The following is a 13767-nucleotide window of genomic DNA, read 5'->3' as shown; positions in this document are numbered from 1 at the left end:
GTACTAACGCGTTGCTTCGATCACTTCCGATATCCCGCATGTTTTTCGGATTGGTTAGACGCTTATCATTCACCATCTGAGTTACATGTATCAGATAAGGTTCCCTGCGGGCCAATACTCTCTTGGTGACCTTGTCGCTTCAGTGGCGTCAAAGTTCAAATTCTACAATTTAGAGTTTCTTATCTAAGGCGACACGAGCCAAATTCGCTAGTGTGTCTTTTAGCACCGCGCTGTCTTGCTCGGACACTCCAAGTAAATCGCTCAAAAGTAACTGCGCACCAAACTACCAGCGATCAAACTCCACCCATCGGCGATAACGAAGAAGGCGAGCTTAAACGGAAGCGAAACGATTACAGGTGGCACCATCATCATACCCATCGACATAAGAACCGCCGCAACAACTAGATCGATGATCAAGAACGGCAGAAAAATCAAAAACCCGATCTGAAAAGCGCGCGAAATCTCCGATAGCAGAAAGCTTGGAACCAGCACCGACAGCGGCGCATCAGGTGTTGGCGTCGCATCAATTGTGTCGGGTCGCAATTCGGCCATCGCGAAAAATGTGTCTGGATCAACGCGGCCAGCCATAAACACCCTGAAAGGCTCCAATGTACGAACAAAGGCCGTTTCAATATCAATCAGTTCATCGTTCAATGGCATGATGCCTTGGGTCCAAGCAGCAGTGAAAACCGGTTCCATGACAAAATACGTCAAGAACAATGCGAGGCTTACAATGAGCATATTCGGAGGAGATTGCTGCAACCCGATTGCTTGCCTCAGAATGGACAAAACAGTCACCAAGAAGGGAAAACAAGTCACCATGATCGCTAGGCCTGGCGCTAAGCTGAGCACTGTGATCAACGCGAACAGTTGAATAGTGCGTGCGCTGATCGAGTCGTTTTCTCCCAGGGAGAACGCAACTTCTTGCGCGCTGACCTCGATCGGAAAGGCTGCAAATCCCAGGGCCAGGATGCAAAGTAATGTGCGAAGCTTCATAGAAGCTCAGAGGCTCGCCTGAAGGTCGATAATCTCCGTGAGCCGAACCACCAACTGGCCATTTTGGTCGTCTTCGTTTTCCTCCAGCATGCCTCGGGCAATCAGACGATCGCCGACATAGAGTTCGACAGGGTCTTCTACAGTTTTATCCAACGGCAACACTGCATTTTCCCCCAGCGCGATCAGATCTCTAATCAACGGTCGGGCCTTACCGACACATACACTGAGCTCAATTGGAACGGACGTGAATGGATTTGTCGGATTCACAGCCGGTTTTTTTTCAGCGGACAACTCATCCATTGTTCATCTCCTGTCCAGTTTCATGAAAAAACGCGGAAAGCGCGTCGGATACGCCGGAGATCACGGAATCAAGATCAATACTTCTTTCCGTTGACCCGACGCGCACAAACGCTTGGCCGGCACCCAGTGAGGCTTCTTCGACCACCTCAAACGGGTCGGTCAGACTTTTCTCACCAAGCTCTTTGATCGTTTCCACGCTTGCGGGCGCGACAACAATTTCAATGGGCTGTCCGGCGCAATCCTTCAACATCTCGCACAACTGTTCGATGACATGTGCGCCCAAAGCCTGTCGGGCCAGTGCGGGTAGAAGCTTATCGACGATTTGCGCCATAACAGGTTCAATCGAAAGCGTTAGTTTCGACAAGGCCTCTTGATAGGTGAACGACATATCCTGGAGGTTTTGGCCAAACTCGGCGCTGATTTTCATTTTCTCGTCGGCCTGCGCTTTTACAGCGTCATCCCACCCGGCCTGATATCCTTCCTCAAAAGATTGCAGCTTTTGGTCTTCTATACCATCGCTGCTCATCTCCTCCTTGGCGCCGGGCTCGGATTTGGACCCTCCAAAATTGCGATATCTGTGTGACAAAGACATCAGACCTTCTCCTCTTTGTCTTCCAGCCAACTGCGAAGAATCTCAACGGTTTCTTCCTGACGCTCGCCAATCATGTTGCGCAAACGATCTACCGGATCGTCCGAAAGGCCGCCGGCCATATTCAGATCCGGCAAACCGCCCGCCTCATCGCCACCAAATCCTGAAATGATTGGCAGCTCGGGGAGGTCGAGTTCGTCGGAAGTGACTTCGCCCGTCAGGCCCGGCTCGTCGCCCTGCGTTTCATCCGCACCAGGTAGCGCGGGCACGCTTTCCGAAACTGGCACGCTCGGCTTCATCAGCAATGGGCGGACTACGAAAATACCCAAAATCAAGGTAACCAAGGCAAGAACAGCCATTTGGATCGCAGACATTACATCAATATTGATGCCATCCAAAAGCGATGTGCCTGCAACCGTACCCTGTGGTGCCACGTTTTGCAGAGCCATTGATTTGATCGTGATGATGTCACCACGCTGTTCATCAAATCCAACAGCCGAAGCGACAAGGTCTTTCAAAGCACTCAATTCAGCTTCTTCACGCGGCGCAAAAGTCTGCTCGCCTGTTTCCGAAATTGTCTGAGCCTCGTTCACCAAAACGGCAACCGTCAGCCTTTTGACCGCACCTGGGCTTCGAACGATTTCGCGCTCCGTTTCTGACACTTCGTAGTTAATGCGTTCGCGGCTCTCACTGTTCTGGGAAGACGAATTCTCGCCTTCACCACCCTGCTCGTCCGGGAGGTTTGAGGCAACTGTAACGTCCCCCCCGCCAGCCTCGTTGGACGAGTTGGTACGCTCTTCAGTATCTGTACTGATGGCCACCCGGCTCTCAGGATCGAAGATGCGTTCCCTGATGGCTTCGCTTTCAGTGACCGTATCGACGCTAACCTCGACAACCGCGTTACCAAAACCGACTCTGGCTTCCAAAAGGCGTTGAACCTTGTCACGCAGGAGCTGCGCTTTGTCGTCCCCGCCGTTTGTCGGTGCCGCTTCATCGGTCGTACCGACCAAAGATCCATTTGCGTCGATGACGGCGACATCGTCAGACGCCAGTCCCGCGACGGCGGAAGAGACAAGAAACCTGATCGCTTTCGCTTGCTGGCTGGTAATCGCCGCCCCGTTTGGTGTGACCGCAACCGATGCTTTGGGAGTTACGCCACGCTGAAATGGGTTCGATCCCGTGCTCGCGATGTGGACCCGTGCCATCGCAATATGTGGGCTGGAGACAATTGTCCTGGCGAGCTCACCTTCTTTCGCGCGCCAATAGGCTGCGTCGAACATCTGGGATGTCGTGCCGAAGCCCGAGAGTGTGTCGAGCAACTCATAGCCGCGGTTCGAATTTGCCGGAAGCCCTTCGCTTGCGAGCGTCATTCTGAGCTGATCACGATCTTTGGAAGATACGAAGATTGAGCCACCGCGCACTTCAAACACAGCACCACGCTGCTCCAGGGCACGGACAACATCCCCAGCGGCGCCATTTTCAAGGCCAGCATAGAGCAATGTCATTGATGGCGCCGATGCCATTCGCGACATTGTCAGAATCGCGAAAAACATCGCGCCGGTGGCCAAGATAACGATGATCTGTCGGCGCAGTTCTAGCCCGGTCCACGCATTTAATAGTTGCTGCACAATCACCTCCGTCAAACCGAACGTTCTATTCGGCGTGACAACAGCAATGAACGATCTGGCTTAACAATCGGTTAGTGCAATCGCGTCTATAACGATTTTTGTAACCGCAAATGGATATATCATGGCCGACGCAACGACTGTTGATCCCCCAACCGAAACAAAATCGTCAAAAATGCCTTTAATAATTGGGCTTGTCTTGCTGTTGGCAGGCGGTGGCGGAGGATTCTACGCAACGTGGAGTGGCATGATTTTAAACGCCGAATCAGCCGAACCCGCAGCTGAGGAAAAGGTGGAGGATGCTCAGCCGAAAGTGGTTTTTGTACCTTTGGATCCGATCACCGTATCGCTTCCGCAGCAGAGTCAGCAAAGACATTTACGGTTCCGCGCGGAACTGGAGGTGCCAAAGGAACACGCCTCGGAAGTGGAGGCCGTCTTGCCACGTGTCGTAGATGTGCTGAACAGCTATCTGCGCGCGATCGAATTGAGGGATATTCAAGATCCCTCCGCATTGACGCGATTGCGTGCGCAAATGTTGCGGCGCGTACAGGTCGCGACGGGTCGTGATCACGTCAATGATCTTCTCATCATGGAATTCGTGCTGAACTAGGAGGGTGAAATGGACCTTATTGCAGATATTTTGTTAGCCGCGGGCGCGTTAGGTGCCGGAATCTACTGTCTTGTTCTTGGCCGGAGGCTCAACCGTTTTAATGATCTGGAAAAAGGTGTGGGCGGCGCGGTCGCTGTTCTGTCCGCACAGGTTGACGATCTGACAAAAACTCTTTCCTCAGCGCAAAATACCGCTGCGGGGTCGGCGCAGACGTTGACGGACTTGACGCAACGCGCGGAAGAAATGTCCCGGAAACTGGAATTCCAGATGGCGTCCCTGCACGACATTCCCGACACGCCTGCAAGAGAAGCACCTGCGACACCCGCGGCTCCTGTTTCGGCGCAGACGACAAGCGAGCCGATGTTTGTGCGGCATAGAGCTGCGGAGGCACATCAATGAGCCTTAAAAAGCTGGTTTCAGGACGAAATGGTCGGGGGTCGGTATTATTGATCGCGGGACTTCTCATGGGGTCTGCAGCGATCAGGATTGGCGCAGGCGCTGGACAGGCCGTTGCCACAGAGAACCCGCTCGCCACTTCAGCTGAAGCGGAAATGAGTGTTGCCGCCTCCGACACTGGACAGAAGATGCCGGAGGCGGACAAAGCCAAAATGTCCAAGCTATTGAAATCTTTTCAGGAACGCGAAGCGCGCATCGCAGAAAAAGAACAGCAGATTGCCGTGAGAATGAAGGCACTGAGTGTTGCAGACGAACAAATCGAGAAGCGCCTTACAATGCTCGAAGATGCCGAAACGTCGTTGAGAGGCTTGCTCGCATTGGCTGACACAGCCGCTGAAGACGACCTGGCGCGCCTGACTGCGGTTTACGAAAACATGAAACCCAAGGATGCCGCGCTGCTGTTTGAAGAAATGGAACCGGTATTTGCCGCAGGGTTTTTGGGCAGAATGAAACCAACTGCAGCAGCTGGCATTTTAGCCGGGCTATCGCCCCAGGCAGCCTACTCGATCAGTGTGATTCTCGCCGGGCGAAATGCAGACGTGCCAAAAGGCTAGCAAATGCAGAGGCTTTTTTAACCTCCTTTTGCGAATGTGCCGTTATCAATTGAACCGGGGACAGTCATGGTTGGAATAATTGGCATTGTTGTGATTTTTGTCATGGTGTTTGGTGGCTACCTTGCTGCTGGCGGCAAGATGGGCATCATCATTAAAGCGCTTCCCTTCGAGATGATGATGATTGGCGGTGCCGCTGTCGGAGCTTTTCTGATCAGCAACAGTATATCGGAAGTAAAGCACACAGCCCGAGACATGAGCCGCGTCTTCAAAGGCCCGAAATGGGCACATGATGACTACCGTGATCTGCTTTGCCTTCTGTTCGAAATCATCCGGCTTGCGCGTCAGAACCCCGTCGCAATTGAGGAACACATCGAAAACCCAGAAGAATCGGCAATCTTTTCGAAATACCCAAAAATTCTGAAAGATGGCGAGGCCATTGCACTTATCTGCGACACCATGCGGTCCGCATCGATGAACTACGACGATCCGCATCAGGTGGAAGAGGTTCTGGAAAAACGTATGGAAGCCAATATGCACCATGCTTTGCATTCAAGCCATGCCCTTCAAACAGTTGCTGACGGTCTACCGGCCTTGGGAATCGTTGCGGCGGTTTTGGGCATCATCAAGACAATGGGCTCAATCGATCAACCACCGGAAGTGCTTGGCAAACTCATCGGTGGTGCCTTGGTTGGCACCTTTCTAGGTGTTTTTCTTGCATATGGTTTTGTCGGTCCTTTCGCGGCAAAGGTGAAAACAGTTACTGAGGAAGACGGGCACTTCTATCAGCTCATTCGTGAGGTCTTGGTGGCAAATCTGCATGCCCATGCCACCAACATTTGCATCGAAGTTGGTCGACAAAATACACCATCGCATTGCCGGCCAAGCTTTTCTGAGCTGGAAGAAGCTTTGAAATCGGTGAAGCAAGGTGCTGCATGAGAAAATTTCTCGCACTAGCTATGTTCTCGGCGTCTTTGGCGTCCACTGCGGCCTTAGCTAACCCAATTACCGTGCGTTCGGGAGATCATGACGGCTTCACGCGGTTGGTGATGCAATTGCCGGCAGGCGTCGAATGGGAGGTGTCCGGGGTTCCAGGCAAACAGACAATTTCGCTAAGCGGCCACAACAGCGGCTTCGATCTCAGTCGCGTATTCGACGTCATCCCAAGGGATCGGTTGACCAATGTCGTTCAATATCCTGCGCGCCTTGAACTGGAACTGTCCTGCGACTGCCGGGTGAACTCCTTTCTGGAGCAAGGCGATTTCTTGGTTGTCGATGTCATTGATGGGCCTCCTTTGACGTTAGAGCCCGCAACGAATGAGCCCTCGTTCGTGGTGCTTGAAACAGAGTCGGGGTTCAATTTTGGTGAATTACTTTGGTCAGAAGCGATCGTTGATCCCAGAGAGACAGTGCCGACTGCAAATAACCAAAACACGGTAGAAAATCACGCCAACAGCCTTGACCCATCAGCAAGTGCAATCGAACTTGAAATTGTCAAAGACACCCGCGAGCGTCTCTTGAAGGGTCTTGGAGAGGCCACCTCTCGAGGGTTGTTACGCGCGGCGACTCCAGATCTGGAAACGCTGGATATAAGACAAGAACCTTCAGAAACAGCTGAAATTCTCGATTCTTCGGAACAGCAGGCTCCTGAAATTGAGGTTCAGCCCGGAAACATGAGGGTGACCAGCAGTCATGATGTTTTGGATGTAGAAGACGATTTTGACTTAATGACTTCTGGTGCCGTTTGCGCAAATCCCAAGAGTGTTGATGTAAGCGGATGGGGTGACAATCAGCCTTTTCATTTGCAGGTTTCTACGTTGCGACAACAACTTTACTCCGAGGTGGACCGGCTTGACGAGGAAAAGGCCATTGCGCTCGCGCAGCTCTACATCTTCTTCGGGTTTGGCGCAGAAGCAAAGCAAGTGCTTCGTCTGTCTGAGAATTTGGTGATCGCGAGTCCCGAACTAATGGATCTGGCGGATATCATTGAATTTGGATTTGCCCGAAACCCTCGTTCTGTTCACCGGTTTTCCGACTGCGATTCCGACTTGGCACTATGGGCGATAATGGCTGCGAGGACACTCCCGGAAACTCAGGTGATCAACGAACAGGCAGCGTTGCGAGCTTTGGCCAAACTACCGGCTCATCTGAGAGGCTTTATAGCCCCGACGCTCAGTAACCGCCTTACTCAGTTGGGAAAGCTGGAAGCTGCGGCCATAGCGCTTCGCCGGGTTGAGCAGGGTGAAGACTCTGATGCACTCGACGCCAATTTGGCAAAGGCCAGGATTAAACAGCACTCCGGTGAAACGGAGACTTCGGATCAAATCTTCTCTGAAGTCGCTGAAACAAATAGCAAAGAATCTCCGGAGGCTTTGATTGCCTTTGTTGAAAATAGACTTATTGACTTTCAGCCTGTGCCAGCAGACATCTCTCTGCTGATCGAAGCATATGCTTTCGAATTGCAAGATGCGCCGATTGGTATCGATCTCTTAAGAGCTCACGTGGTTGCATCAGCACTTTCAGGGCAATTTACTAAAGCGATTGAGGTGCTTAACAATAATCCAATCGGTAGTAACCCAAATCTGAAAGCGGAGCTGCAATCTCACGTTTTTTCTGCCTTAGCGAAAGTAGCGGACGATTTTGAATTCCTAGAGTTGACCTTTGCTCATTTTCCCGAACCGGCAAACGCACTTCAGTCACAAGCGGTAGTGGGTGTTTCAGCGCGCGTTCACCAATTGGGCTTTCATGAAGCAGCCGCAGACATTTTGGCGAACGTTCCACTGGATGAAAGAACCAAACCTATGAGGCTTTTGGAGGCCGAAATCCTACTATCCGTTGGAGAACCAGAAAACACTATTGCGGAGTTGCAAGATTTGTCAGGAAATACGGTAGACGAACTGCGAGCTCGCGCGTATTCGGCTTTGGGCGAGAATCAACGTGCAACACGCCTTTTTCAAGCTAACGATATGATTGAAGAAGCCAGTCAGTCTGCCTGGCTTTCCGATGATTGGATTGAGCTAACCGAGGGACAAGAAGATTTTTATAGTGGTGTCCGCGCGCTCACTCAAACCCCGGTTGACAGCATTGAAGCCGAGAACGGAATGATCGCCGCCACACAAAGTGCGCTTGACGAGAGCGGCACTGCGCGAAGTGTACTCGCTGATTTACTGGGTAATGTTCAAGTTTCTCCCTAGCTCTACACGCTACGATCGGAGAAGCTCTGGTTACGGAAAATAAACCTCAGACAATTATGGTTAAAGAGGCTGCAGAACGCAGTTGTTTTGAGGGTGCAGAATGCAAATCTCCAGATATTTGATGATCGCTATATCAAGAACTGCGCTGATCACCTTTTTTGCCATTCCAGCGATTCAACCGATCGCTTTTGCATCAACACAGAACGTATGTGATCAAGCCGCAACTATCGCTTCGCAAGAAACAGATGTACCCCTTTCGGTTCTATTAGCGGTAACTCGAACGGAAACAGGCCGATCACAAAGCAGCGGTCTGGAACCATGGCCATGGGCAATCAACGTCAACGGTGAAGGATCCTGGTTACCAACCCGAGTTGCCGCAGAAGAATTTGCGATCCAACAATTTAGACAAGGTCAAAAAAATTTCGATGTTGGTTGTTTCCAATTGAATTTCAGATGGCATGGACATCAATTTGGATCTATTTCAGAAATGTTCGAACCCGTTTCCAACGCGCGATACGCGGCAAGATTTTTGTCAAGGCTTTTTACAGAAAAAGGCAATTGGATGAATGCTGTAGGCGCCTTTCACTCCAGAACACCCGAACACTCAGAAAAATATAAAAGCAGGTATTCTCGCATCTATTCGGAGATGGCGCAGAAAGATTCTATTTCCAGTCATTCATCAACGAAAATAAGAAAGTGGAACCAGTTTCCTTTCTTGAAGCCTTCTGGCGTGACACCTCTCCGCGGGTCTCTTGTTCCATTGGGAAGTCAAACAAACAGGCGCAGCTTAATTTCGAAACGCGGGGAGACATAGCGTTGCAAAACCTTACAGTAAAAGCGCTCTTTAATCCGACGATCATGTTGGCGGTTGCATTAATGGCTGTGATCGTAATGATGATCCTGCCAATGCCTGCTTGGGTACTTGATGTTGGGTTGGCAGCATCATTCGCGCTGGCAATCCTGATTTTCACGATTACGCTCTTTATCGAGAGGCCGCTCGACTTCTCTGCCTTTCCGACCATCCTATTAGCGTCGCTCATGTTAAGACTATCGCTCAATGTGTCTTCGACAAAACTCATTATCGGCCAAGGACACACTGGCACGGATGCCGCCGGTGATGTGATTGAAGGTTTCGCTCAATTCGTCATGGGTGGCAGCGTCTTTCTTGGCCTTGTCGTGTTCTGCGTCTTGCTCATTGTCAACTTTATGGTCATCACAAAGGGTGCCACCAGAATGGCTGAAGTCGGCGCTCGCTTCGCGCTTGATGGCATGCCAGGAAAGCAGCTGGCGATCGACAGCGACATGTCGGCAGGGGCGATCACTCACACAGAAGCCAAGGAAAGGCGCGAACGAGAACAGCAGGAAACGACATTTTTCGGATCATTAGATGGTGCTTCCAAATTCGTTAAGGGCGATGCTATCGCAGGCCTGCTCATCACGCTGCTCAATCTGGTAGCCGGGCTCGTCATGGGCATTGCCGTTCACGGTATGCCAATCGGACAAGCATTTGAAACATATGCCATGCTCACCGTTGGCGACGGCCTCGTTTCGCAAATCCCAGCAGTTGTTATTTCAATTGCCTCGGCGTTGTTACTTGCCCGCGGCGGCGCACAGGGTGCGACCGATCTGGCGGTGTTTAGCCAACTAGGCAAACATCCGTCCGCGCTCGCCACGGTTTCGGGACTGATGATTTTGTTTGCGCTTTTCCCCGGTTTGCCGTTTGGGCCGTTTATATTCGGCGGCGCAATCCTTGGCGGGTTGGCATATTGGATGCACCGAAAAGCCAAGGAAACGGTTGGCCACCAAGATCAGGAAACAGAACTCTCTGATTTACCTCAAGAAAAGCCACTCGGCGACATCCTTGAACTCGACGATATTCATGTCGAATTTGCGCCCGATCTTGTGAACATGGTTTTGGACCCCGGAACTGGGCTGGACGCGCGTATTTCAAATATGCGGACGCATGTCGCATCCGTTTTTGGTCTTATCCTTCCCGAAATCCGTCTGACAGACAGCGCCATCCTACCCATGGGCACTTATGTCCTGCGTATTCAAGGCGTCGAGCAGGCTCGCGCGCAACTCAACCCAGATCAGATTTTAGCGTTGATCCCCGAGGATGCATCTTCATTGCCGAGCGGTGCCGACACGACTGAACCAGTCTATGGCGCACCCGCAAGGTGGATTAACAGTCGGGATCAGGAGCAGGCCGCGTTGGACGGGCTTACTCTCGTCACACCCGCAGAGATCTTAGCGACCCACCTTCTGGAGACGGTGAAGCGCAACTTTAGCCGTCTGCTGTCGCTAAAATCCCTGCGCCGACTTTTGTCTGAAATGACCAATGTTTCTGACCCAACCCGCGCCGATGCCAACCGCAAATTGCTGGACGAAATGATTCCAGACAAAGTACCGATCGACGTGTTGCATGCGGTGTTGCGCCTCTTGTTAGATGAACAGGTGTCAATCAGAAATCTGCCGCTCATTCTGGAAGCAACAGCCGAGGCACGTGCTCAAAATGCGCAACCCGAAGCCATCTGTGAGCACGTAAGGCAGCGCCTGGGGTTTCAGTTGGTCGCCGAAATGAAACGCGAAGATGGGACACTGCCGCTCGTCCAGTTGGCGCCAGAGTGGGAAGATACTTTCAACACATATCAAGTGGAGGCCGACCGAGGATTGGACATTGCGCTGCCGCCCGACATTTTTAACTTACTTGCTGAAAACATGTCGGAAAAACTGACCGCAGCAAGCCAAAATGGCATAAATGCTGCGATTGTGACGAACACCCGTCGGCGCCGTTTTTTGCGCACCGTGATGCGTGCCAAGGGCATCTCCAACCCTGTGCTATCTTTCGAAGAAATCGGTTTGGATGCCCGTCCATCACTTGTCGGTGTCGTAGCGGCATGACGGCTCTGGCCCAATTACTTCCACTTGCGAATGAAGCATTGTGGCATGGGTTTCTGGTTTTTCTACGTGTTGCCGCTCTTGCTTCAATGCTGCCAGCATTTGGTGAACAATCCGTTCCATCGCGCATCAAACTCGTCGTGGCAATCGCATTTACGGTTGTTGTCACCCCTGCTGTTGCAGTCGTTGATATCCCTCAAGAGTTAGGTGATGTATCGACGCTTCTCTTTACCGAAATTCTTGCCGGTTTGGCTCTGGGGATCGGTATACGGCTATTTGTTCTCGCGCTTCAAACAGCCGGCACCATCGCCGCGCACTCCACTTCTCTTTCTCAGGTTTTTGGTGGAGCCGGCGTCGATCCAATGCCTGCAATGGGCTACATCTTGATCATCGGCGGTTTGGCTCTTGCGGTGATGACCGGATTACATATCAAAGCCGCCCAGCTGATAATCCTATCGTATGATTTCATGCCGATGGGTCGTTTTACCCAAGCTTCGGAACTTTCTGATTGGGGTGTTGCGCAGGTCGCACGCGCTTTTACACTTGCTTTCACTTTGGCCGCGCCATTCGTCATACTCTCGGTGCTCTATAATTTGGCTCTCGGTGCGATCAATAAAGCAATGCCACAGCTTATGGTGGCTTTTGTTGGCGCCCCGGTCATAACTGCTGGCGGCCTATTTCTGCTGCTTGTTTCATCTCCATTGATCCTTTCAGTTTGGGTGCAGGCGATGGATGGGTTTCTGAGTAATCCTTTTGGAACGCCGCAATGAGCGATCAAACAGATCAAAACGACAAGACATATGACGCGACCCCTCAAAAGCTGCTTGAGGCCCGCAAAAAAGGTGAAATCGCACGCTCCACAGAGCTATTGACCGCATGCGCCTATGCGGGGTTGCTACTGGCCTTCCTTGTGGCAGGTAGCAGCGGGCTGACGCAGCTTGGCACCTCGATGATGGTCCTGATCGATCAATCTGCACAATTGGCACCCTTGTTTTTCGATGGCGCAGCCGGCGCTCCGACACAAGGACTGATACGCAGCGTTGCCTGGTCAATTGCGCCGATGTTCCTGGTACCCGGCCTGACCGTATTACTTTGTCTTTTTGCGGTGCGCGGTATCGTTTTTGCACCCACAAAAATAACCCCGAAGCTTTCAAAAATTTCAGTGATTTCGAATGCAAAAAACAAGTTCGGGCGGACCGGGCTTTTTCAATTTGCCGTCAGTTTTTCCAAATTGCTGATCTATTCCGCTTGTCTTGCTATTTTCATCAATGCCCGCCTGGAGGAGATGGTTGCTGTTCTGCAGACCAACCCGCGTATCGCAATCGCCCTGCTTGCGGAAATCTGTCTTAGCTTTCTCTTCGTTGTTGTCATTGTCTCTGGTGTGATCGGCGCGATCGACGCGATCTGGCAGCATTTCGAGCATCTGAGAAAAAACAAGATGTCGCGCAAGGAAGTGATGGACGAGACAAAAAATAGTGAAGGCGATCCACATATGAAGCAGGAACGCCGTCGGCGCGCGCAGGCCATTGCAGGTGCACAAATGATGGCAGATGTGCCGACCGCTGACGTGATCGTGGTTAACCCAACGCACTATGCCGTTGCGTTGAAGTGGGAAAGAAAACCAGGACAAGCACCAATATGTGTTGCCAAAGGCGTTGACGAGATCGCCTTGAAAATAAGAGAGGTTGCCGCGGAAAACGATGTCCCAATCCACAGTGATCCACCGACGGCGCGCGCGCTTCACGCAACAACCGAAATCGGTGATCAAATCGCGCCGGATCATTACCGCGCTGTCGCCGCTGCAATTCGCTTTGCAGAGGCGATTCGCCAAAAAGCAAAAAGTCGTTTCTGATGAAGATTGCGGAGTTGCGAAAAATGCACGCCCTCGTTGAAGCGAAATATGAGGTACGACGCCAGGCTTTTGGAGTGCTCCTTAAAAAGGAAAATGAATTGCGCGCAGAGATAAAGCGCTTGGACAAACAAGCTGAAGAGGCGAGAAAACGCAGCGATCCCGACATGCAAACAATAGGCGCTGATGTTATCTGGAAGTCTTGGGTCGGCAATGCCAAAGTTTCGTTAAACAATAAACTGTCACTAGTCCTGGCTGAAAAAGAACAACACGTCAGACAGGTGAAGCAAGCTTATGGGAAAGTCTTGGCGACGGAGGCACTCATCAAAGAGCTGAGCTTACAAGGTAGAAAATCCAGTCACGAGGCGATGCTTACCAGCGCGATTGAAACAACGCTCTACAAACTTCGATAAATTGAAGACGAACCTTTTCAAGTGAGGGTCTGCAGCTGTCTCCGGCCCTGACTCCTAAACAGCTAATTTCAATCGCAAATCAATACGAATGGTGTCAATGAAAATCCAAGATTTGACTTTTGACGGTGGTAAAAAATTCAAAAGTCACTGCTTGTCAGAGCTGCTGGCTATGGAGTTAATGATCCGTTCCAACAGCGAAGCCCACCCACATCAAAGAATGGATTGACTAAAAATGAAGCTCCGCGCGGGTACGGCAAAGATGCCGCCGCCCGGAGTGGCGGATCTT

At 51.5% G+C, this 13767-nt stretch carries 14 protein-coding genes; 10 read left to right on the top strand and 4 right to left on the bottom strand.

Annotation, left to right across the window (positions count from 1 at the left end):
• Nucleotides 1-261: 261 nt before the first annotated feature.
• From fliP to fliF, 4 genes are all read right to left on the bottom strand, one after another.
• Complete coding sequence (fliP, locus tag Q1A20_RS05520) at nt 262-996, bottom strand: flagellar type III secretion system pore protein FliP (RefSeq protein ID WP_299401174.1); 735 nt, start codon at nt 994-996, stop codon at nt 262-264.
• A gap of 6 nt (nt 997-1002) precedes the next feature.
• Nucleotides 1003-1296 (bottom strand): FliM/FliN family flagellar motor C-terminal domain-containing protein, encoded by a 294-nt coding sequence (locus tag Q1A20_RS05515; protein WP_298968629.1) that lies wholly within the window; start codon nt 1294-1296, stop codon nt 1003-1005.
• Nucleotides 1289-1822, bottom strand: coding sequence for an ABC transporter ATP-binding protein (locus Q1A20_RS05510; protein WP_299401177.1), 534 nt, complete (start codon nt 1820-1822; stop codon nt 1289-1291). Before Q1A20_RS05510 ends, Q1A20_RS05515 begins: the two co-directional genes overlap by 8 nt.
• Before the next feature lie 65 nt (nt 1823-1887).
• A complete protein-coding gene (gene fliF, locus Q1A20_RS05505) occupies nt 1888-3513 on the bottom strand; it encodes a flagellar basal-body MS-ring/collar protein FliF (RefSeq protein WP_299401178.1) in 1626 nt (541 codons plus the stop codon).
• Nucleotides 3514-3634: 121 nt separating this feature from the next.
• Between fliF and fliL the strand changes: the two genes are divergently transcribed.
• From fliL to Q1A20_RS05455, 10 genes are all read left to right on the top strand, one after another.
• Nucleotides 3635-4120 (top strand): flagellar basal body-associated protein FliL, encoded by a 486-nt coding sequence (fliL, locus tag Q1A20_RS05500; protein WP_299401181.1) that lies wholly within the window; start codon nt 3635-3637, stop codon nt 4118-4120.
• 9 nt (nt 4121-4129) lie between these two features.
• Entirely contained in the window at nt 4130-4519 is a 390-nt protein-coding gene (locus Q1A20_RS05495; protein ID WP_298968634.1) for a hypothetical protein, read from the top strand.
• Nucleotides 4516-5130, top strand: coding sequence for a hypothetical protein (locus tag Q1A20_RS05490; RefSeq protein WP_299401185.1), 615 nt, complete (start codon nt 4516-4518; stop codon nt 5128-5130). Before Q1A20_RS05495 ends, Q1A20_RS05490 begins: the two co-directional genes overlap by 4 nt.
• Before the next feature lie 66 nt (nt 5131-5196).
• Nucleotides 5197-6066 (top strand): flagellar motor stator protein MotA, encoded by an 870-nt coding sequence (gene motA, locus Q1A20_RS05485; RefSeq protein WP_298969565.1) that lies wholly within the window; start codon nt 5197-5199, stop codon nt 6064-6066.
• On the top strand, nt 6063-8321 hold the full coding sequence (locus Q1A20_RS05480; protein WP_299916255.1) for a hypothetical protein: 2259 nt from the start codon (nt 6063-6065) through the stop codon (nt 8319-8321). The genes motA and Q1A20_RS05480 overlap by 4 nt, the downstream gene beginning before the upstream one ends.
• A gap of 100 nt (nt 8322-8421) precedes the next feature.
• A complete protein-coding gene (locus tag Q1A20_RS05475; protein ID WP_299401190.1) occupies nt 8422-9135 on the top strand; it encodes a transglycosylase SLT domain-containing protein in 714 nt (237 codons plus the stop codon).
• 2 nt (nt 9136-9137) lie between these two features.
• The gene (gene flhA, locus Q1A20_RS05470) at nt 9138-11222 is read left to right on the top strand and encodes a flagellar biosynthesis protein FlhA (RefSeq protein WP_299401192.1); all 2085 of its coding nucleotides are present in this window, start codon (nt 9138-9140) and stop codon (nt 11220-11222) included.
• Complete coding sequence (locus Q1A20_RS05465) at nt 11219-11989, top strand: flagellar biosynthetic protein FliR (RefSeq protein ID WP_299401195.1); 771 nt, start codon at nt 11219-11221, stop codon at nt 11987-11989. Before flhA ends, Q1A20_RS05465 begins: the two co-directional genes overlap by 4 nt.
• Nucleotides 11986-13071: a flagellar type III secretion system protein FlhB gene (gene flhB / locus Q1A20_RS05460; protein ID WP_299401198.1), complete on the top strand. Its 1086-nt coding sequence runs from the start codon at nt 11986-11988 to the stop codon at nt 13069-13071. Before Q1A20_RS05465 ends, flhB begins: the two co-directional genes overlap by 4 nt.
• The gene (locus tag Q1A20_RS05455; RefSeq protein ID WP_299401201.1) at nt 13071-13481 is read left to right on the top strand and encodes a hypothetical protein; all 411 of its coding nucleotides are present in this window, start codon (nt 13071-13073) and stop codon (nt 13479-13481) included. The genes flhB and Q1A20_RS05455 overlap by 1 nt, the downstream gene beginning before the upstream one ends.
• Nucleotides 13482-13767: the final 286 nt, after the last annotated feature.

Origin of the sequence: uncultured Roseobacter sp., assembly GCF_947501835.1 — a bacterium.
Lineage (GTDB): Bacteria > Pseudomonadota > Alphaproteobacteria > Rhodobacterales > Rhodobacteraceae > Roseobacter.
This window is presented reverse-complemented; position numbering and strand designations above follow the sequence as displayed.